Source organism: Microbulbifer taiwanensis, from assembly GCF_014904815.1.
GTDB lineage: Bacteria > Pseudomonadota > Gammaproteobacteria > Pseudomonadales > Cellvibrionaceae > Microbulbifer > Microbulbifer taiwanensis.
Map to the genome: position 1 here is coordinate 1 of NZ_JACZFR010000061.1, position 19,317 is coordinate 19,317.

24 protein-coding genes are annotated in these 19,317 nt (G+C 62.6%); 18 read left to right on the forward strand and 6 right to left on the reverse strand.

Translation table 11 applies throughout. The annotated features are described in order from the left end of the window. Positions 1-211: hypothetical protein (locus IG627_RS20950; protein WP_226865439.1), on the forward strand; the 211-nt coding region annotated here is incomplete at its 5' end. Between the two features lie 224 nt (positions 212-435). Here IG627_RS20950 and IG627_RS18685 read toward each other — a convergent pair. From IG627_RS18685 to IG627_RS18695, 3 genes are all read right to left on the reverse strand, one after another. Then, positions 436-1,281 carry an SPFH domain-containing protein gene (locus tag IG627_RS18685; RefSeq protein ID WP_193194485.1) on the reverse strand — a complete coding sequence of 282 codons (846 nt, stop codon included), beginning with the start codon at positions 1,279-1,281 and terminating at the stop codon, positions 436-438. Positions 1,282-1,514: 233 nt separating this feature from the next. After that, positions 1,515-2,003 carry an NfeD family protein gene (locus IG627_RS18690; RefSeq protein ID WP_226865440.1) on the reverse strand — a complete coding sequence of 163 codons (489 nt, stop codon included), beginning with the start codon at positions 2,001-2,003 and terminating at the stop codon, positions 1,515-1,517. Positions 2,004-2,089: 86 nt separating this feature from the next. Next, positions 2,090-2,911: a CHAD domain-containing protein gene (locus IG627_RS18695; RefSeq protein WP_193194487.1), complete on the reverse strand. Its 822-nt coding sequence runs from the start codon at positions 2,909-2,911 to the stop codon at positions 2,090-2,092. A 101-nt stretch (positions 2,912-3,012) separates the two neighbouring features. Here IG627_RS18695 and ubiE point away from each other — a divergent pair, with 101 nt between their 5' ends. The 8 genes from ubiE (at position 3,013) to tatC (ending at position 8,601) form a co-directional block, all read left to right on the forward strand. Next, complete coding sequence (ubiE, locus tag IG627_RS18700; protein ID WP_193194489.1) at positions 3,013-3,762, forward strand: bifunctional demethylmenaquinone methyltransferase/2-methoxy-6-polyprenyl-1,4-benzoquinol methylase UbiE; 750 nt, start codon at positions 3,013-3,015, stop codon at positions 3,760-3,762. 96 nt (positions 3,763-3,858) lie between these two features. Beyond that, positions 3,859-4,488 carry a ubiquinone biosynthesis accessory factor UbiJ gene (locus IG627_RS18705; RefSeq protein WP_193194491.1) on the forward strand — a complete coding sequence of 210 codons (630 nt, stop codon included), beginning with the start codon at positions 3,859-3,861 and terminating at the stop codon, positions 4,486-4,488. A 2-nt stretch (positions 4,489-4,490) separates the two neighbouring features. Next, on the forward strand, positions 4,491-6,101 hold the full coding sequence (gene ubiB / locus IG627_RS18710) for a ubiquinone biosynthesis regulatory protein kinase UbiB (RefSeq protein ID WP_193194493.1): 1,611 nt from the start codon (positions 4,491-4,493) through the stop codon (positions 6,099-6,101). 69 nt (positions 6,102-6,170) lie between these two features. Further along, on the forward strand, positions 6,171-6,584 hold the full coding sequence (hisI, locus tag IG627_RS18715; protein ID WP_193194495.1) for a phosphoribosyl-AMP cyclohydrolase: 414 nt from the start codon (positions 6,171-6,173) through the stop codon (positions 6,582-6,584). Next, complete coding sequence (locus IG627_RS18720) at positions 6,581-6,916, forward strand: phosphoribosyl-ATP diphosphatase (RefSeq protein ID WP_193194497.1); 336 nt, start codon at positions 6,581-6,583, stop codon at positions 6,914-6,916. The genes hisI and IG627_RS18720 overlap by 4 nt, the downstream gene beginning before the upstream one ends. Before the next feature lie 44 nt (positions 6,917-6,960). Next, positions 6,961-7,221 (forward strand): Sec-independent protein translocase subunit TatA, encoded by a 261-nt coding sequence (tatA, locus tag IG627_RS18725; protein WP_193194558.1) that lies wholly within the window; start codon positions 6,961-6,963, stop codon positions 7,219-7,221. 32 nt (positions 7,222-7,253) lie between these two features. Beyond that, positions 7,254-7,778 (forward strand): Sec-independent protein translocase protein TatB, encoded by a 525-nt coding sequence (tatB, locus tag IG627_RS18730; RefSeq protein ID WP_193194499.1) that lies wholly within the window; start codon positions 7,254-7,256, stop codon positions 7,776-7,778. Between the two features lie 19 nt (positions 7,779-7,797). Beyond that, on the forward strand, positions 7,798-8,601 hold the full coding sequence (tatC, locus tag IG627_RS18735) for a twin-arginine translocase subunit TatC (protein WP_193194501.1): 804 nt from the start codon (positions 7,798-7,800) through the stop codon (positions 8,599-8,601). 55 nt (positions 8,602-8,656) lie between these two features. Here the strand turns inward: tatC and IG627_RS18740 are convergent, their stop codons facing one another. Both IG627_RS18740 and IG627_RS18745 read right to left on the reverse strand, forming a co-directional pair. After that, on the reverse strand, positions 8,657-9,049 hold the full coding sequence (locus tag IG627_RS18740) for an MliC family protein (RefSeq protein WP_193194503.1): 393 nt from the start codon (positions 9,047-9,049) through the stop codon (positions 8,657-8,659). Positions 9,050-9,302: 253 nt separating this feature from the next. Continuing rightward, positions 9,303-9,560, reverse strand: a complete 258-nt coding sequence (locus IG627_RS18745) for a hypothetical protein (RefSeq protein ID WP_193194505.1) — start codon at positions 9,558-9,560, stop codon at positions 9,303-9,305. Between the two features lie 44 nt (positions 9,561-9,604). Between IG627_RS18745 and IG627_RS18750 the strand changes: the two genes are divergently transcribed. Continuing rightward, a complete protein-coding gene (locus IG627_RS18750; RefSeq protein WP_319024611.1) occupies positions 9,605-10,777 on the forward strand; it encodes an aminopeptidase in 1,173 nt (390 codons plus the stop codon). Here the strand turns inward: IG627_RS18750 and dtd are convergent. After that, the gene (dtd, locus tag IG627_RS18755; protein WP_193194507.1) at positions 10,684-11,121 is read right to left on the reverse strand and encodes a D-aminoacyl-tRNA deacylase; all 438 of its coding nucleotides are present in this window, start codon (positions 11,119-11,121) and stop codon (positions 10,684-10,686) included. The two genes, IG627_RS18750 and dtd, sit on opposite strands and share 94 nt — an antisense overlap. A gap of 103 nt (positions 11,122-11,224) precedes the next feature. On the opposite strand from dtd, the gene IG627_RS18760 reads away from it, so the two are divergent. The 8 genes from IG627_RS18760 (at position 11,225) to IG627_RS18795 (ending at position 19,317) form a co-directional block, all read left to right on the forward strand. Further along, a complete protein-coding gene (locus IG627_RS18760; protein ID WP_193194509.1) occupies positions 11,225-12,229 on the forward strand; it encodes an NAD-dependent epimerase/dehydratase family protein in 1,005 nt (334 codons plus the stop codon). Between the two features lie 148 nt (positions 12,230-12,377). Then, the gene (locus tag IG627_RS18765) at positions 12,378-12,971 is read left to right on the forward strand and encodes a DNA-3-methyladenine glycosylase I (protein ID WP_193194511.1); all 594 of its coding nucleotides are present in this window, start codon (positions 12,378-12,380) and stop codon (positions 12,969-12,971) included. A gap of 38 nt (positions 12,972-13,009) precedes the next feature. After that, complete coding sequence (locus IG627_RS18770; protein ID WP_193194513.1) at positions 13,010-13,867, forward strand: mechanosensitive ion channel family protein; 858 nt, start codon at positions 13,010-13,012, stop codon at positions 13,865-13,867. A gap of 125 nt (positions 13,868-13,992) precedes the next feature. Continuing rightward, positions 13,993-15,897 (forward strand): DUF885 domain-containing protein, encoded by a 1,905-nt coding sequence (locus IG627_RS18775; protein WP_193194515.1) that lies wholly within the window; start codon positions 13,993-13,995, stop codon positions 15,895-15,897. A 142-nt stretch (positions 15,898-16,039) separates the two neighbouring features. Further along, the gene (locus tag IG627_RS18780) at positions 16,040-16,660 is read left to right on the forward strand and encodes a hypothetical protein (RefSeq protein ID WP_193194518.1); all 621 of its coding nucleotides are present in this window, start codon (positions 16,040-16,042) and stop codon (positions 16,658-16,660) included. A gap of 44 nt (positions 16,661-16,704) precedes the next feature. Continuing rightward, a complete protein-coding gene (locus tag IG627_RS18785; protein WP_193194520.1) occupies positions 16,705-17,850 on the forward strand; it encodes a PQQ-dependent sugar dehydrogenase in 1,146 nt (381 codons plus the stop codon). 38 nt (positions 17,851-17,888) lie between these two features. After that, positions 17,889-18,437 carry a Crp/Fnr family transcriptional regulator gene (locus IG627_RS18790; RefSeq protein WP_193194562.1) on the forward strand — a complete coding sequence of 183 codons (549 nt, stop codon included), beginning with the start codon at positions 17,889-17,891 and terminating at the stop codon, positions 18,435-18,437. Positions 18,438-18,690: 253 nt separating this feature from the next. After that, positions 18,691-19,317, forward strand: coding sequence for an NAD(P)H-dependent oxidoreductase (locus tag IG627_RS18795; RefSeq protein ID WP_193194522.1), 627 nt, complete (start codon positions 18,691-18,693; stop codon positions 19,315-19,317).

The window sequence follows — 19,317 nt, forward strand, 5'->3', positions numbered from 1 at the left end:
AATAGATACGCCTCGCAAGGCTGTAGCTTCTGCTGCACCTGAAATTAGTAGTACGATCAACAAAACAATGTATTTCTTCATGAGCTCTAACAGTTTATTCAAAAGCCAGGGGCTTTATATCTCCTTGGCTGCTATTTCCTGGCTCTTCCAAAACCAGGGATCTAAATCTTTTCAGAAATCAATGACTTACCTAGTTGCGATCAAGTTTTGACCAGAATTATAAAGCCCCAACCTAATGTCGCCTGATTATATACTTGGCCTTTGAACGCAACTAACCTCACGAAAAATCAATAACTTACGTAACGCTTTCCGTAAATAGGAGCCTATGGCTCTTTAATTCGGCGGTTGGCGGGCCTGTATTGACGTTTGCCGCCCTGTTTATTTTCTTGCTTCGCTGGAGGCGACGGCATGTCCTGACACAGGGGTACAACTCTCCTACCGATTCAGCAAACCCTTAACCGCCTGCGGCAAATCCGCCGGCAAGATCACATTCTTGGCATTGTCAGATTGCGACAACTCCGACAGCGCACCGATATAACGCTCGCCCAGCAGGTACATCACCGGCATCTCCTTGTCACCGATGGCGGAGGAGACACGTTCGATGGCCTCGCGGCTGGCGTCGGCCAGAACTACTTGGGCCTTGGCGTCGCGCTTGGAGGCTTCCAGGCGGCCGTCGGCTTCGAGGATGGCGGCCTGCTTCTCGCCCTCGGCGCGGGTGACGGTGGCGCGGCGCTGGCGTTCGGCGGCGGCCTGCTCTTCCATGGCCTTCTGCATTGTCTGCGACGGATTGATATCCTGGATCTCGACGGTCTTCAGGTTGATGCCCCAGTCGGCGATATCGTCGGAGATGCCCTCTTTCAGTTTTGCCTTGATCAGGTCGCGGGACGACAGCGCCGCGTCCAGTGACATCTCGCCGACGATGGAGCGCAGCGCCGTCTGCACCAGGTTCTGGATGGCGATCTCATAGTCCTCGACGCCGTACACCGCCTTCTCCGGCGAGACGATATTGATGTAGGCCACGGCGTTGGCAATTATGGTGGCGTTGTCCTGGGTGATCACTTCCTGGGAGGGGATATCCAGCACTATGTCCTTGGTGGTCACCTTGTAGGGCACCTGGTCCACGTAGGGGATGATCACGTTCATGCCCGGTGTCAGTGTTTTCTGGTATTTGCCCAGGCGCTGGACGATATGTTTGGACCCCTGTGGCACTATGCGTACGCCCATGGCGATGGTGACGACGATGAGCACTACCAGTGCCAGAATGACCGATAAACCTTCCACTGCTGTTTTTCCTCTTAGACGTTATTTGAAAGTTTCGTAGTTGTTCTGCTCTTCCCGCTTGGGCGGGCCCCTCTCCCTAACCCAGTGACTCGCGCCATCCATGGCGCTCGGCCTTCGGCCAGCTAAAGCTGCCCAAATCCGCTCCCGGCGGATTTGTCCCCGGGGGGAGAGGGGACTGATTTGTGCCTGGATCGAGTTGCGGGTGTAAGCGGTTATTAAGTGCCAGCCAGCAATCAGGTGCGGGTGACGATCAGCGAATTGCCGGAGATATCTGTCACCTTCACCCGGTCGCCGATGGCGACTTCCTCGGTGCAGATAAACAGCCACTCCTCCTCGCCCAGGATGGGCGCGGGGAATTTGAGTCGGCCGCGGTTGCGACCGGCGTTGGATTCGAGTACCAGGCCCACTTGTCCCATCAGCGCCTCGGCCCCCATGCCGGACAGGCTGCGGTCCTTCCAGCGGGGCTTGATACTCTTGACCCAGATCACCAGGAAGGCGACGGAGGCGAAGGCCCAGAGAATCAGTTGCAGGGTGAAGGGCATGTCCACCGCCAGGGTCAGTACCCCGATCAGCAGGGCCGCGAGGCCGAACCAGAAGAGAACGAATCCGGAAACGAAAATTTCCGCCGTGACCAGCAGCAGGCCGAGAACCAGCCAGTGCCAGTAGGCGATATGTGTGTTGAGCCATTCCAGCATATTGGCCGCATCTCCCTTTTTGAGCATTACTCTACAGCGATTATGCCAAAACTTTCGCGTTGGGCGCGGATAAATGCGGTTTGTGGGGATGGAAGGCTGTAGGAGTAAAGGTATCAATCGTCGTCGAATGAGAATTTCCTGTCGGCGAAGAGTTTCCGGCCCAGCCGCTCGATTTCCCGGCGCAGTGCGTCGAGCCGCTCCTGTGCGGCATCCAGCAGCGGTATCAGTTCGCCGGAAAGTTCCCCGCTGTGCTCGCCGAGCAGGCGGCACAGCAGGCGCAGGTCGCGCCAGTCGCCCAGGGCCTGGGCGAGTTCTTTCAGCGGCTGGCAGCGCGACACGACCGCATCTTTGTATTTTTCTTCCAGCAGGCGGCTGTGGTACCAGTGGTCCTTCACCCGCTTGCGGAATTCGTGGAAGCTGGCCGGGTCCTCCCCGGCCAGGGCCACTTTCATCGCCCTGTGGGCCCGGCGGTAGTATTTCCTGTAGCCCCTGCGCGCCTGCTTCCATTGCAGCCGATCCAGCGGCCAGTCGCCGATGCGCTCGCCGCCCTGTTGCAGCAGCGCACTTGTGTCCTCCAGCGCACCCGGGTCCCGCTGGCTGTGGGCGCGCATCTCCAAGAATTCCTGCACCTGTGGATAACTGCCGGCGGGCGCCAGTGCCAGCAGCGCATCGCGCATCGACACGGCGTCGCGGCTGCCGGCGAGGGCGTTGGCCAGGGTGCGGTAGTGGGCGTTCTCGTAGCGGTAGAGGTCGCCGATCTCGCTGCGCACCAGGCGCAGCAGCGCGCGCTGCTTCTTGCAGTGCTTGCGCAGCTGGTGCACTGCCTCCTCTTCCGGCAGCTTCTCCAGGTCCGCCAGCGCAGCGGCCACTTCCCCGCGCGCCGTGTCGCGCAGGGTCCGGGCCAGGGGGTGGTTGCTGCTCAAACAGTAGGCCATGGCCGCTCCTCGGTGGCGTTCACTAAGTTTAGTGAGCGGCGGTGCCGGCGGGGGCCGGCCGATGTACAATAGCGCCCCTGAATTTACGCAACAGGCACAGCATGAAGGATCGCAAGACCACCCACTTCGGCTACCAAGAGGTCTCGGTGGATGAAAAGGCGGGGCGCGTGGCGGACGTTTTCCACTCGGTGGCGGCGCGCTACGATGTGATGAACGACCTGATGTCCGGGGGCATCCACCGCCTGTGGAAGCGCTTTACCATCGAGTTATCCGGCGCTAGAAAGGGCCAGACGATCCTGGATATCGCCGGCGGCACTGGCGACCTGACCGCGCGCTTCTCGCGCATCGTCGGCGCCGAGGGCCAGGTGGTGCTGGCGGATATCAACGAGTCGATGCTGAAAGTGGGCCGCGACCGGCTGCTGGACCGCGGCATCGCCGGCAATGTGGTGCCGGTGCAGGCGGACGCCCAGTACCTGCCCTTCCCCGACAATACTTTCGACTGCATCACCATCGCCTTCGGCCTGCGCAATGTCACCGACAAGGATCTGGCGCTGCGCTCCATGTTGCGCGTATTGAAGCCCGGCGGCCGCCTGCTGGTGCTGGAGTTTTCCAAGCCGCAGTCGAAGCTGCTGGAAAAAGTCTACGACCAGTATTCCTTCCGCCTGTTGCCGTTTATGGGCAAGCTGGTGGCTGACGATGCCGACAGCTACCGCTACCTGGCGGAGAGCATCCGCATGCACCCGGACCAGGAGACCCTGAAGCAGATGATGGGCGACGCCGGTTTTGTGGACTGCGAGTTCCACAATATGACCGGCGGTATTGTGGCGCTGCACAAGGGCATTAAACCCTGACGCGAGCAGCGCCCTTGTGGGAGCGGGCCCTGCCCGCGACGCAATCGCCTGCAGGGCAGGCTCCCACAGAGACCCCATTTCTATTGCGACCACGCTATGACTGACCCCACATTTCGCGCCGGCTTCGACGCCGCGCTGGAAACCGCGATCAACACCGCGCTGAATTACGACCCGGCCACCCGCGCGCGCCTGCAAAAGCTGGACGGCAAAGCGCTGGAGCTGGACCTGACCGCGCCGCAGATGACTTTCTGCCTGGGCGTAGAGGGCGAGCGGGTGTGCGTGCACCGCCACTGGGAGGGGGAGATTTCCACCCGCCTGTCCGGCTCCGCCATCGCCCTGGTGCGCCTGCTGCGCGATCCGGCGGCGACGCCGGCCGGCGTCGGTGTCAGCGTCAGCGGTTCCAGTGCGCTGCTGGCGGAGCTGCAGTCGATAATGCGCGACCTGGATATCGACTGGGAGGCGCCGATCGCGCAGCTGGCCGGCGATGTGCCGGCGCACGGCATCGGCGAGGCGCTGCGCGGTGTGTCCGGCTGGCTGCGTGACAACCTGGGCCGCGCGCCCGTCGCCGCCGCCGAGGCTGTCAGCGAGGAGTGGCGGCTGACGCCGCCGCGGGCGCAATTCGAGGCCTTCGTCGATGACCTGCGGGATCTGTCCCTGGCCACTGAGCGGCTGGAGGCGCGGGTCAATCTGCTGAAAGAAAAATTTGCGCGGCGGGGGGCGGAATAGCCTTGCCAGTCGCACGCAGTTTTACCATCGCGCGGGTCGTCCTGCGCTACCGGCTCGACCAGCTGTTGCCGCTGTCGCGCCAACCCCTGTGGCTGCGCGGCCTGCTGAGTCCGCTCAGGCTGTTGCCGAAATCCACGCTGGGCCGCGGTGAGCGGCTGCGCCGCGCGCTGGAGGAGCTGGGGCCGATTTTCGTCAAGTTCGGCCAGCTGCTGTCGACCCGCCCGGACCTGTTGCCGCCGGATATCGTCGAGGAGCTGGACCGGCTGCAGGACCGGGTGCCGCCCTTCCCCAGTGAGCAGTGTGTGGGGCTGGTCGAGAAGGCGCTGGGTGGCAGCGTCGATGAGCTGTTCGCGAGCTTTGACCGGCAGCCGCTGGCCTCGGCCTCGGTGGCCCAGGTGCACGGCGCCGTGCTGCGTTCCGGCGAGTCGGTGGTGGTCAAGGTGCTGCGCCCGGGGATCGACAGGGTAATCGAGCAGGACCTGCGCCTGCTGAACATGTTCGCCGGCTGGATAGAGCGCTGGGTGCCCGACGGGCGCCGCTTCCGCCCGGTGGAGGTGGTGGAGGACTATCGCCACACCATCGAGGGGGAGCTGGACCTGGTGCGCGAGGCCGCCAACGGCACTCAGCTGAAGCGCAACTTTGCCAACTCGCCGCTGCTGTATATTCCCGAGGTCTACTGGGATTACACGCGCGAGAATGTGCTGGTGCTGGAGCGCATCGACGGTATTCCGGTGACCGATGTGCGGCAGTTGCAGGCGCAGGACACCGACATGAAACTGCTCGCCGTGCGCGGCGTGGAGATCTTCTTCAAGCAGGTGTTCGAGCACAATTTCTTCCACGCCGACATGCACCCGGGCAATATCTTCGTGTCGCGCAGTAATCCGCGCCGACCCCAGTACATCGCCATCGACACCGCCATCGTCGGCAGCCTGACCCGCGAGGACCAGTACTACCTGGCGCGCAACCTGCTGGCCATGTTCCGCCGCGACTACCGCATGGTGGCGGAGCTGCATGTGCAGAGTGGCTGGGTGCGGCGCGACACGCCGGTGAACAGTTTCGAGGCGGCGATCCGCGCCGTGTGCGAGCCGATTTTCGAGAAGCCCCTGGGCGAGATCTCCTTCGCGCGGGTATTGATCAGCCTGTTCCAGACGGCGCGGCGGTTCGATATGGCCGTGCAGCCGCAGCTGGTGCTGCTGCAGAAGACGCTGCTCAATATCGAGGGTCTGGGGCGACAGCTTTATCCGCAGCTGGATCTGTGGAAGACTGCCCATCCATTTTTGGAGCGCTGGATGCGCGAGCGCATCCACCCGAAGACCATCGTCGGCGAGATCAAGCGCTACGGTCCCGAGTGGCTGGAGAAGTTTCCGCAGCTGCCGCAGATGGTCTTCTCGTCGCTGGAGCAGGCCCGCGAGCTGGCGCCGCACCTGGATACCATCGGCGACAAGCTGGCCCAGAGCCAGCGCCGCGGCCGCCGTCAGTACCTGCGCCGGGTTGCCGGCGTACTGCTGGCCGCCGGCGCCACCGCCCTGGCCGCGCCCGAGCTGACCGCACAGCTGCCCCCGGCGGCCTGGGCCATGGGTGTCGCCGCCCTGGCGCTATTGCTCTGGCCGTAGGGTGCGCCGCGCGCACCACCCAAGGTTGAGCTTTACCAACCTACAATAGGAAGTCTGAAGGAAGAGACATTGAGTACCGCAGATACGAGTGACGGCTTCATCGACCAGGTCAGCTGGAACGGCGACGGACTGGTGCCCGCCATAGCGCAGGATTTCAAGACCGGGCGCATACTGATGATGGCGTGGATGAACCGCGAGTCACTGGCCATCACCGCCAGCGAGGGCTACGCCGTCTACTGGTCGCGATCGCGCAACAAGCTGTGGCGCAAGGGCGAGTCCTCCGGGCACCTGCAGCAGGTGCGCGAGATTCGTCTCGACTGCGATGGCGATACGGTGCTGCTGCTGGTGGAACAACAGGGCGGCATCGCCTGTCACACGGGGCGGGCCAGCTGCTTCTTCCGCCTGCTCGCCGACGGCGAGTGGCAGGAGTCACAGCCGGTGATCAAGAGTCCGCAAGCCATCTACGAGTCACCCGAGTTATGAGCGACCTGCTGCAGCAACTGGACGCGGTACTGGAAAGCCGCAAACGCGAGGGCGATGCCGGCGGCTCCTATGTGGCCAGCCTGCACACCAAGGGCCTGAACAAGATTCTGGAAAAAATCGGCGAGGAGGCCACCGAGGTCATCCTCGCCGCCAAGGATGCGGAGCGCGGCGGTGACCGCCAGGCGGTGATATACGAGACCGCCGACCTCTGGTTCCACTCCCTGGTGATGCTCTCGCACCTGGGTGCGGATTCACAGGATGTACTGAATGAGCTGGCGCGCCGCTTCGGCCTCTCGGGGCTGGAAGAGAAGGCCTCGCGCACAAAAGATTAACCCCCTAGGAGCGGCCGATGGCCGCGATTGATCTGGAGAAAATCATGGGATTCGGTGGAATTAGTATCTGGCAACTGGTGATTATCCTGGTGATTGTGCTGCTGCTGTTCGGCACCAAGCGCCTGCGCAATCTGGGCGGTGACCTGGGCGGCGCCATCAAGGGCTTCAAGAAAGCGATGAAGGGCGAAGAGGAAAAAGACAAGGAAGAGGAAAAAGAGCCCGAGAAGCTGGAGCACGACGAGCAGGAAAAGCCGCCACAGAAGGAATCCGCAAAGGAAAAGGACAAGCAGTCCCAGGACAAATAATTCCGGCATGAACAGATTGCGAGTAGCGGCCCGTGTTTGATATCGGCTTCTTTGAACTGCTGTTGGTCGGCATCGTCGGCCTGCTTGTCGTGGGTCCGGAGCGGTTGCCGGATGCAATCCGCACCACCGCGCGCTGGTGGTCCGGCCTCAAGCGCACCCTGCACAATGCACGCGAGGAACTGGAAAAAGAGGTGGGCGCCGACGATATCCGCCGCGAACTGCACAACGAGCGCATCATGCGCGAGCTGGAGGAGAGCCGCCGGGAGATGGAGCAGGCCTTCACTGAGTTGGACAGCGAAAAGGAAAAGGTGCCTTCGACTCCGCCCTCGCCGCAACCGGAACCGGTCCACGACGCCAGTCACCCGACAGATGACGCGGACGACTACCTGCCGGAACAGGACGAGGACGCCGAGGAACTGCAGGATCCTGAGTACCCGGAGCACTGGCACGACTACGGCGACCCGGAGCTGAATCCCCACCACCCGGATCACGCCGCCCATGCCGCCAAAGACCTGCCCCCTGAAAAAACGCCGCAGGAAAAAGACAAGCAGCCCTGAGCGAAGGACAAGCAGTGACATGAGCGACCAGCGCGGAAACGAGAGCCATCAGCCCAATCAAGATGGCCATCAGCCCGATCAAGATAGTCATCAGGACAGTCAGCAGCCCTTTATCGATCACCTGATAGAGCTGCGCGACCGCCTGTTGCGCACCCTGTTGGTGGTGGTGGCGATATTCGCCTGCATGGTGCCCTTCGCCGCGGATATCTACGACTTCGTCGCTGACCCGCTGCAGGAGCGCCTGGTGGAGGGCGCGGGCATGATCGCCACCGAGGTCACCTCGCCCTTCTTCACCCCCTTCAAGACCACCTTCGTACTGGCCTTCTTTATCGCCATACCTTTCGTGCTCTACCAGGCCTGGGCCTTTATCGCCCCCGGGCTGTACCAGAAGGAAAAGCGCTTCGCCGTGCCATTAGTGGTCTCCAGTGTTCTGCTCTTCTACGCAGGTATGGCCTTCGCCTACTATGTGGTCTTCCCGATCATCTTCGAATTCTTCGTCAGCTCCGCCCACGCGGATATCAAGGTATTACCGGATATCAGCCGCTACCTGGACCTGGTGTTGAAACTCTTCTTCGCCTTCGGTTTCGCCTTCGAGATTCCCATCGCCACGGTGCTGCTGATCTGGAGTGGCGCCGTGGACGCCAAGACACTGGCGAGCAAGCGCGCCTACGTGATCGTCGGCTGCTTCGTGATGGGCATGCTGCTGACGCCGCCGGACGTGATCTCCCAGTCCCTGCTGGCGATCCCCATGTGGCTGCTGTTCGAGGTGGGTATTCTGCTGGGGCGCTGGATAAAATCCTCGCCCAGGGAAGAGAGCGCCTGATAGCGGGTTGGGTATTGGCGGACGCGTTGTTTAGCGCCGCGACCCCTCAGGAAAACTAGTTTCCCTCATTCCGGGTTTCCGTGCTGCGGCAGTCCCGCAGCACGACTTCCTCTTCGCCGTTGCCGAGTGAGTGCATCAGCAGCACGCCTCCTTCCCCCTTGGTATGCCAGCGGTAACCCGGCTGTCCCTTGTCGGCCACGTAGAGCACCCCGGAGGCGGCGCGCTCCTGGTGCATCGGCACAATGGCGTTGCGATAAGTCAGCGTCGCCAGCCCCGGTTCGCCATCGTGCGGCGTTACATACTTGAGCTGCAGCCGCTGGCCGTTTTCGCAGAGGTAGTCCACCTTTTTGATCTCCGCCTGGAAGCCGCTATCCCCGTGTTCGCAGGCGACCGCCGACACCAGTACAAACAGGCCGGCGGTGAGGGTGCTGGCATTGAATCGGGACATACTGGACATTCCTCGCAGAAACAAACGAGCCGTTAGCGCCTACTTGGATAGCGCGACCTAGGAAAAATTCCGCCGCGCAGTGGCAGCGGGCGAAAAGTGTCGCCATAGTGATTTGGTTGTCGCGGCTTTCCCCCGTCCCCTGAGGCGAAAATGCTCTGGCGCCCCTGTGACCTATCGCGTACCGCCGCCAGGGCACCCGGATCGAGCCCGGCGCCGATTGCAGTCTAGAATAGGCGCAGCTGCGGCAGTAAAGCTAAAGAACCTGTGCCGCGCAGAAGAAGAGCAGCGCAGCCCCGGCGAGCAGGAACATCTCCCGTTCCCGGGGCCACAGGGGCAGCAGTATCAGCAGTGCCAGCGGTGGCAGGAAAAAGGCGATCAGCCCCGTGACAGTGTTCTCGCGAAAACCGGCGCGCAGCAGGCGCAGCCAGCCGATAAAGGCGAAGACCAGCGCGAACACAGTCAGGACGGCGGCGACGGGCGCCATACCGGTACCAGCGGCTGCCGGCTCCATGCCATAAACCTCGATCTATTTCGGTAAATCCATCTGGACTAAGAGTGTATATCAGCATCGGTCGTACAATCGCATTCCTGACATCGCGGGCCGCCGCTGCGGCTTGCGCACTGCTGTTGCTGGGCGGCTGCGAAACGGCGGGCTATTACACCCAGGCGGTCACCGGCCAATGGCGCATCCTGGCCGCGCGCCAGCCAATCGAGCAGGTGGTGGCGGCGGCAGGGACGGAGGAAAAGCTGCAGGGGCAGTTGCGCCTGGTGCAGTCCATCCGCGCCTACGCCGATGGCGAGCTGCAGCTGCCGGTGGGCAGGGCCTACGGTGCCTATGTGAAGCTCGACGAGGACTACCCGGTGTGGAATGTGCTGGCGGCGGAGGAGCTATCCCTGAAGCCGAAGCGCTGGTGCTACCCGATCGCCGGTTGCGCCAGCTACCGCGGCTATTTTCGCAAGGCCGCCGCGCGCGCCAAGGCGCAGGAATTGTTAAACGAAGGCTACGATATCTACCTGGGGCCCGTACCCGCCTACAGCACCCTGGGCTGGTTCGACGACCCGGTGCTGTCCAGCTTCGTCAACTGGTCGCCGGATCGGCTGGCGGGACTGCTGTTTCACGAGCTGGCTCACCGGCGCGTGTATATCTCCGGTGACACCCAGTTCAACGAGAGTTTCGCCACCGCCGTGTCGGAACTGGCGCTGCCGGACTGGCGCCGCCGCCAGGGGCTGAGCGGCGTCCCGGCGGATGCCAGGGCCCAGGCACTGGCGGTGAGGCAGCTGATGACGGCGACGCGCAAGCGATTGCAACGGATCTACGAGGCGAAAATCCCGGACAGTGATAAGCGTGCGCAGAAGGCCGCCACCCTGGCCCGCCTGCGCCACTGCTATCGGCAGCTGTCGGCGGACTGGCCCAACCCAGAGCGCTACCGCGCCTATATCGAGAAGACCAACAACGCCACCCTGGCGCTGGCGGCCGAGTACCAGTCCCAGGTGCCGGCCTTCCGCCAGCTGTACCGGGAGAGTGATGGCTGGAACGACTTCTACGAGGCCGTGGAGCGGCTGGGCGAGCTGGACAGCGAGGCGCGCAAGGCGCAGTTGCAGCAGCTGTCCGCCCGCTACAGGGAATCCGGCACTCAGCTTTCCAGTAGGAAAGTCACCGGCCCGTCGTTCAGCAGCGAGACCTGCATGTCGGCGGCAAACACGCCGCAGGCCACGGGTGCGAACTGAGCCCGCGCCCGCTCGGCGAAGTAATCGTAGAGTTCCTCCGCCTGCTGCGGCGTGGCGCCGCGGCTGAAACTGGGCCTCAGCCCCCTGGCCGTGTCCGCCACCAGGGTGAACTGGCTCACCACCAGCAGGCCGCCCGCCGCCTGCTGCAGGTTCAGGTTCATGCGCCCCTGCTCGTCGCCGAACACCCGGTAGTGCAGCACCTTGTGCAGCAATTTGTCGGCGCTGTCGCGGTCGTCGGTGGCCTCGACACCCAGCAGCAGCAGCAGGCCGCGGTCGATGGCGCCGACCGTTTCCCCGTTCACTTCCACGCGCGCGTGGCGCACTCTCTGTATCAGCCCCTTCAATTCGACCTCCCGCGCACTCTGGCGCCCACTGCGGAAATCCCCTAGATTAGACGACTGCCCCCACAAAAGGACAGATCTCATATAAACGATTGGAGAGAGGGCCATGCACGCATTCGTCACCGGTGGCACCGGCTTCCTGGGTGCCAACCTGATCGAGCAGCTGCTCGATGACGGCTGGCGCGTAACCGCGATGCACCGCCGCGGTTCCGACACCCGATTTCTGCAGGAAAAGGGCGTGGCGCTGGTCGAGGCGTCGCTGACGGATGTCGACTCGCTGCGCGATGCCGTGCCGGAAAATATCGATGCGGTATTCCACCTGGCCGCCAATACCAATATGTGGCGTGGCGGCAACGGCCAGCAGTGGCGCGACAACGTTGAGGGCTCGGCGAATATTGCCCGCGTAGCCAGGGAGACCTTCGCCTCGGGGGACAGGGCGGGGCGCATGATAGTGACCAGCTCCATATCCGCCTACGGCTACCACCGCGACGCCATCAGCGAGGACAGCCCCAAGCTGGCCGATGATCCGCGCCACCACTACCTGTACAGCAAGAAGCGCGCGGAAGAGGCGGTGCGCGCGGAAATCGCCCAGGGCCTGGACGCGGTCTTCCTGAACCCCTGCGCCATCGTCGGCAAGTACGATTCCGGTAACTGGGCGCAGACCTTTTTCCTGATCGCGGAGGAGCGGCTGCCGGGCGTGCCGCCGGGTGCCGGCTCCTTCTGCCACGCCGGCGCCGTGGTGCGCGCCCATATCAACGCCTTTCATCGCGGGCGTTGCGGAGAAAATTATATTCTCGCCGGCACCGATGCCAGCTTCCTGGAATTTTTCGGCCGCATCGCGGCGCTGGTGGGCAAACCGGTACCGCGGCGCACCACGCCGGCCTTCGCGGTGCGCGCGCTGGCGCGCGCCTACGACGTCTGCTCGCGGATTACCGGCCGGGAGCCGGCGGTGACCCCGGAGAAGGCCGCCATGATCACGCGCCGGGTCGTCGCGCGCAGTGACAAGGCGCAGCGCGAACTGGGTTACGATGCGAGCGCCAGCCTGGACGAGATGCTGCGCGAGAGCCACGCCTGGCTGCTGGAGCGCGGGCTGCTGGAGGCGACGGCGTGAATCGCGGCAATATCGTTTTTATCCTGGTCATGTTGTTGCTGGTACTGCAGCTGGTCCAGCACTATTTCTTCCCGGCGTAGGGTGCGCCGCGCGCACCAGAATATTTTTCGGTGCCCACGGCGCACCCTACGGGGGAAAAGGAGACCCGATGGAAGAAAAACGCTGTGGCTGGTGCCTGGGCACTCCCCTCTATCAGCAATATCACGACGAGGAGTGGGGTCGCCCGGTTACCGACGACGCGATCCTGTTCGAGTTTCTGATTCTGGAGGGCGCCCAGGCCGGCTTGTCCTGGATCACGGTGCTGAACAAGCGCGAGAACTACCGTGCGGCCTTCGACAACTTCGACGTGGAAAAAATCGCGCGCTATACGCCGGGGAAAATCGACAAGCTGTTGCAGGACCCGGGTATTGTCCGCAACCGCCTGAAGGTGGCGTCGGCGGTGAAAAATGCCCGCGCGACACTGGCACTGCGCGACAGCGGCACCAGTCTGTGCGAATTCCTGTGGCAGTTTACCGACGGCCGCGTGCGGGTGAACCGCCACCGCAGCCTGGCGCAGGTGCCCGCCAGTACACCCGAGTCCGATGCCATGAGCAAAGCGCTAAAAAAAGCCGGTTTCAGCTTCGTCGGCTCCACCATCATGTACGCGCATATGCAGGCCACCGGCATGGTCAATGATCACCTGGTCGGCTGCCCCGCACACCGGCAGTGTGTCGACGAGGCGGCGGCAAAGAATTTACTCTAGCGGCTGACTGAATTCACACAAGAGAAGATGGCCTTCAAATGGATTTCAACGAACTGACGAAAGATTTTTGGCCGCAATTCCAGAGCGGCCTGATTGCACTGGCCTCCGCGGTCCTGATCCTCGTACTGACCGTCATTGCCGCGCGCCTGGCGCGCCGCGGAGTGCACCGGCTATCCAACCGCCTGGACGCGACCCTGATTCCGGTGCTGAGCAATATCGCCGTGTGGGCCGTCTATATCGTCGGCCTGCTGGTGATACTGGACAAGTTCGGCGTCAACACCACCAGCCTGATCGCGCTGCTGGGCGCCGCCGGCCTGGCGGTGGGCCTGGCCCTGAAGGACACACTGCAGAATATCGCCGCCGGTTTCATTCTGTTGGGCCTGCGCCCCTTTCGCGTCGGCGAGACCATCCAGTTCGGCGATACGCTGGGCACTGTGCGCCAGGTGGGCCTGTTTACCACCGAACTGGATACCGTCGACGGCCTGAGGGTCAGCGCTCCCAACAGTGCCATCTGGGGCCAGACGCTGATCAACTACAGTCGCAACGCCACCCGCCGCATGGAGATAGTGGCCAGCATCGCCTACGGCGACGATATAGAGACGGGCATGAATGTGCTGCGCCGCCTGGTGGCGGAGGAGCCGCGCATCCTCGCCGACCCGGTACCCAGCTACGCGGTGCGCGCACTGGCGGACAACTCGGTCGACCTGCACCTGCGCGCCTGGGCCAGTAACGCGGATTATTGGGATGTCTACTGGTCGCTGATGAAGCAACTGAAACCGGCATTGGAGGCGGCGGGCCTCAGCATTCCCTTCCCGCAGCGGGAGCTGCATATCATCAACCAGGCACCGGAGGGCCGCGGGAGACTCGGCGCCGGTAGCGATAGCGACGAAACTTGATCCTGCAATTCCGTCGGCTCGGCGCAATCGCTCCGGGTTGGCGGGACGCTCGAATCGACACTCCGGCGATTTCGTGTCAAAGTTACCGGCGTTTTTTTTGCTCAAAAACTGATCGAGATACAAAGATGCCCAAAAAGCTGCACAACCCACTCATCCCCAGCCTGTTAGCCCTCGCCATACTCGGCGGCTGCCAGCGCGAAGAGGCTCCGGAAGCCGGCGCCAACGCGCTGGCAGGCCAGAATGCCGCCACTGCCGACGCCAGCAAAGACAGCGCCGCAGATCCCGCCGCGGAAACGCAACGCCTGACCGAGTGGTTCGATGAGCGCTACGAGGAAGAGCTGCAGTTCAGCCCGATTCAGCTCTCCTACCTGGGGCGCAAGGATCAATACGACCAGATCGACGATATGAGCGAAGCGGCCGATGCGCGCGAGCTGGCCTGGAAGGCCAAGAGCGTCGAGGAGCTGAAAAAGAACTTCGATTACGACAAACTCTCTCCCGCCGGCAAGGAGTCCTACGACCTGTGGGTCTTCCAGTACGAGCAGGACAAGGCCGCCGAGCCCTTCAAGCGCCACGGCTATTTCGCCGGTGAGCTGGGCGGGCCCGAAGCCTACCTGCCCAATTTCCTGATCAATATTCACAAGGTGGAGTCCGCCGAGGACATGCAGGCGTATATCGCCCGTATCGACGGTCTCAGCCGCGCCATGAACCAGTTGCTCGAGCGCGCCCAGCTGTCCGCCAAGGACGGTATCCGCCCGCCGCGCTTCGCCTATGACCTGGCCATGGAGCGCGCGCAGAAAGTCATCTCCGGTGCGCCTTTCGGTGGCGAGGGGGAGGCCCCGCTCTACGCCGATGCCAAGGGCAAGATCGCAGCGCTGCAGAAAGACGGCAAGATTGACGAGAAGGCCGCGGCGGAATTCCAGGCCCAGGTGGAAAATGGCCTGAAGGATAACTTCAAGCCGGCCCTCGATGCCTATATTGCCTGGATTCAGGAAGACAAGGCCAACGCCAGCGAGGAGCCACAGGGCGCCTCCAGCCTGCCGAACGGTGAGGCCTTCTACAACAACCGCCTGGCCAACTACACCACCCTCGACCTGACCGCCGACCAGGTGCACCAGATAGGCCTGGACGAAGTGGCCCGTATCCGCAAGGAAATGGAAGGGATCAAGGAGCAGGTGGGCTTCGACGGCAACCTGCAGGAATTCTTCACCTTTATCCGCACCGACGACCAGTTCTACTACCCCAACACCGACGAGGGTCGCGAGGGCTACCTGACTGAGACGCGGGGCTTCCTCGACGATATCGAGAAGAAGCTGCCGGAGTACTTCGGCATACTGCCCAAGGCCAAACTGGTGGTGAAGCGCGTCGAGCCCTTCCGCGAAGTGCCCGGCGGTGCCCAGCACTACCAGCCCGGCACGCCCGACGGCTCGCGCCCCGGCACCTACTATGTGCATATGTCCGACATGAGCGCTCTGTCGACCACCGATATGGAAACGGTGACCTACCACGAGGGCAGCCCCGGTCACCATATGCAGATCTCCATTGCCCAGGAACTGGAGGGTATACCGCAGTTCCGCACCCAGGCGCATTTCACCCCCTACATCGAGGGCTGGGCACTCTACTCGGAGAAGCTCTCCAAGGAGATGGGCCAGTTCCAGGATCCCTACAAGAACTTCGGTCGCCTGACTGCGGAAATGTGGCGCGCCATCCGCCTGGTGGTGGACACTGGCATGCACGCCAAGGGCTGGAGCCAGGATCAGGCGGTGGAGTACTTCCTCGAGAACTCCGCCATCCCGGAGGGCGCCGTGCGCTCCGAGGTGCGTCGCTACCTGACCCTGCCGGGCCAGGCCACCTCCTACAAGATCGGCATGCTGAAAATCCTCGAGCTGCGCGCGCAGGCGAAGGAACAGCTGGGTGACAAGTTCGATATCCGCGGCTTCCACGACACGGTACTCGGCGCCGGCGCCCTGCCGCTGCCGATGTTGGAGGAGCGGGTCAACGACTGGGTGGAGCAGGTCAAGGGCGGTCAATGAGCCGCATTTGAGCTGATCCAAATCGAAACAGGCCGGGCATTGCCCGGCCTGTTTCGTTCATTGGGTTGGTAATCTGGTATTCACCTGCCGATCCAGTTAGTTTTGACGGGCCTGGCATATGCCCGATACAGGATCGGGGGCAATGCGTTCTAAAAATAATTTGGGGGGCAATATGGAAACCGATATCTACCGCGCGCCGGAGGCGGATCTCGGCGAGCCGGAAGCCGGGGCCGCGCGCGAGTTTTATGTGGTCTCCAGTCCCAAATTCCTGATACTGATGATCGCCACCTTCGGCCTGTATGAACTCTACTGGTTCTACAGGAACTGGAGCCTGTACCGGATGCGGCACGGAGTGAAGATACTGCCGGTAATGCGGGCCATTTTCTCTCTGATTTTCGTCTATTCCCTGTTTGGGAAAGTCGCCAGCAGCATTCGCCATAGTGGCCGCGATATCAAATGGTATCCGGGCTGGATGGCCGCATCCTATATCCTGTTTTCGATAATAGGGCTGCTCGCCGACGGGCTGGCGGGTGCAGTGACCCACTACACGCTGCTCGATCTGGTCAGCCTGGCCCTGTTTCCACTTTTTGTCTGGATACTCTACTGCGCCCAGCAGGAGATCAACGTGGCCTGCGATGACCCGCAGGGAGAGAGCAATGCGGAATTGACGCCGGCAAATTACCTGTGGATCCTGATCGGCGCCCTGATCTGGGCGGGGCTGGGATTTGAATACTTTACGGGATTCTTCGGTTCCCCGACCTGAAATATTCAGCCACAAAATACGCATCGGTTTTACGGGAGAATGCAATGAAAGTAACCGTGAAAAATCTCTGTCGCCGGCTGGCGCTCACAGCGCTGGGTTTTGTTGCTGCTGCGGCGGGCGCGTCTGAGGTGGTGGAGCAGAAAATCGATAGTGCAGCGCACGATTTTCGGATTGTGCGGCTGGCCTCCGGCCTGCACCACCCCTGGGCGGTGGCACCACTGCCGGACGGTCGTTTCCTGGTCAGCGAGCGCCGCGGCCGCCTGGCGCTGATCGAGGACGGCCAGGTCAAATATCTCGACGGCGTGCCGCAGGTATCGGCGCTGGGCCAGGGCGGCCTGCTGGACCTGGCGTTGCATCCGCAGTATGGCGACAGCCACCACGACTGGATCTACATGACCTATTCCAAACCCGGCGAAAAGGGCACCGCCACGGCCTTGGCGCGCGCGAAGCTGAAGGGCGCGGCACTGGTGGAATTCGAGGAGTTGTTCGCGCAGGATCGCTACTCCCACCCGGGGCGCCACTACGGCTCGCGGCTGGCCTGGCGCGGTGACGGCACCCTGCTGATGACCGTCGGCGATAGAGGCGTGACGCCCGAGCGCGCCCAGGACAGGCGCGACCATGCTGGCAGCGTGCTGCGCCTGACAGCGACAGGCGCGGCGCCGGCGGACAATCCCTTCGCCGGCGACGAGAGCGGCCTGGACGAAATCTACAGTTTCGGCAACCGCAATATCCAGGGACTGGTGGTAGCCGATGACGGCCGTATCTGGGCCAGCGAACACGCCGCGCTGACCGGCGACGAACTGAACCTGATCGAGGCGGGCGCCAACTACGGCTGGCCGGTGGCCACGCGCAGTAAGGACTACGGCAGTGGGCAACCCATCGGCGTGCCGTCGATGCCGGGCGTGCGCGACGCGAAACATATCTACAGCGGCCGTTTCGCTCCCTCGGGGCTCGCCCAGGTGGACAGCAATTACTTTCCCGGGTGGAAGGGCAACCTGCTCGCCGGCGGTCTTGGCAGTGAGAAGCTGCTGCGACTGGTGTTGCGCGATGGGGAGGTTGTCGACACCGAGGAACTACTCGAGGGAGAGTTGGGCCGTATCCGCGATGTGCGCCAGGGTGCGGATGGCTATCTTTACCTGCTCAGCGACAGCAGCGACGGCGGCCTCTACCGACTGGTGCCAGCCCAGTGAATGGGAAGGCGCCGGCCTTCAGTGCCCTGAAAAATGCGATGTGTTCCTACTATCCACTGTCCGCGGAGACCTGGTCGTCTTTCGCGGAAATCTGCACCTACCGGGAGCTGCGGAAGCACGAATATCTCTATCGCGCCGGCGAGGTACCCGTCTCTTTCTCCTTCGTCCACAGCGGGCTGTTCCGGCTCTTCACCGTGGACGACAAGGGCAACGAGTACAACAAAATCTTTTTCGACGAGGGCAAATTCCCCGGTGCCATGACCGCGCTGCTGCAGTCGACGCCGTCGCAGTTCATCATAGAGGCGCTGGAAGATTCCACCGTGGTGGAAATCCACTTCAAGGGATTTCGACAGCTGCTTTTGGAACGGCACGACCTGAAAATGTTCCAGATTCACTATCTGGAAACCAACTGGCTGCTGCACAAGGACGCCCGCGAAGTGGAGATAATCCAGGAGGACGCCGCCCACCGCTACCGGCGTTTCCTACGTGATTTCCCCGCACTGGCGGGCCGGCTGCCCCAGTACCATATCGCCTCCCACCTGGGTATTACCCCCACGCAGCTAAGTCGCATCAGAAAAAAACTCTAGCCCGGATATTGCACCGCAGGGCACGATGATCGCGCCGAGGTCTGTGCGCTCAGTGCATTTTTGCGGCGTATATGCATGCTCATTGCACGTATTAGCCGCAAAAATGCGCTGAGCGTGCAGAGATCAAGCGAGGGCGAGGCCGGCGGTGCAATATTCGGGCTAGCCTATCAACCTATGTAAATGAATCCGCCGGTCCCTCCCCCTAAGCTGTCTGCCTATCGAATTGAACCGGAACAGACAGGGGAGAACGGCTATGGATTTATTGAGGGCACTGGACTGGCGCTACGCGGTGCGGCGGTTTGCGGATGAGCGCATCGGCGAGGAACAGTTGCAGGACCTCCTGACCGCCACCCGGATGAGCGCATCCTCCTATGGGCTGCAGCCCTACCGGTTGGTGGTGGTGGAATCCGAAGCGGTGCGCCGGCGACTGCTGCCCCATTCGATGGGGCAGGACAAGGTAGTGCACTGCTCGCACCTGATCGTCTTCGCCGCGCAGGTGGATGTGGGTGACGGGATGGTGGACCGCTATATGGCGCGGCTCGCCGAGGTGCGCGGTCTGGCCGCGGACACGCTGAAAGGGATGTCCGAACATATCAAGTCAGCGTTGGCGGCCATGACGCCGGCACAGAGGATGGAGTGGGCCCACCAGCAGGCCTATATCGCCCTCGGAAACCTGCTCACCTGCGCCGCCCTGATGGACATCGACAGTTGCCCCATGGGTGGCATAGAGGCCGAGGGCTACGACAGGGAACTGGGGCTGGCGGAAGAGGGGCTGGCCACGGCGGTGGTCTGCGCCATCGGTCTGCGCCACCCGGAGGACAGCAGCGCTTACCTCGAGAAGGTGCGCTTCGCGCACCGCGAAATGGTGAAGGTGATCTAG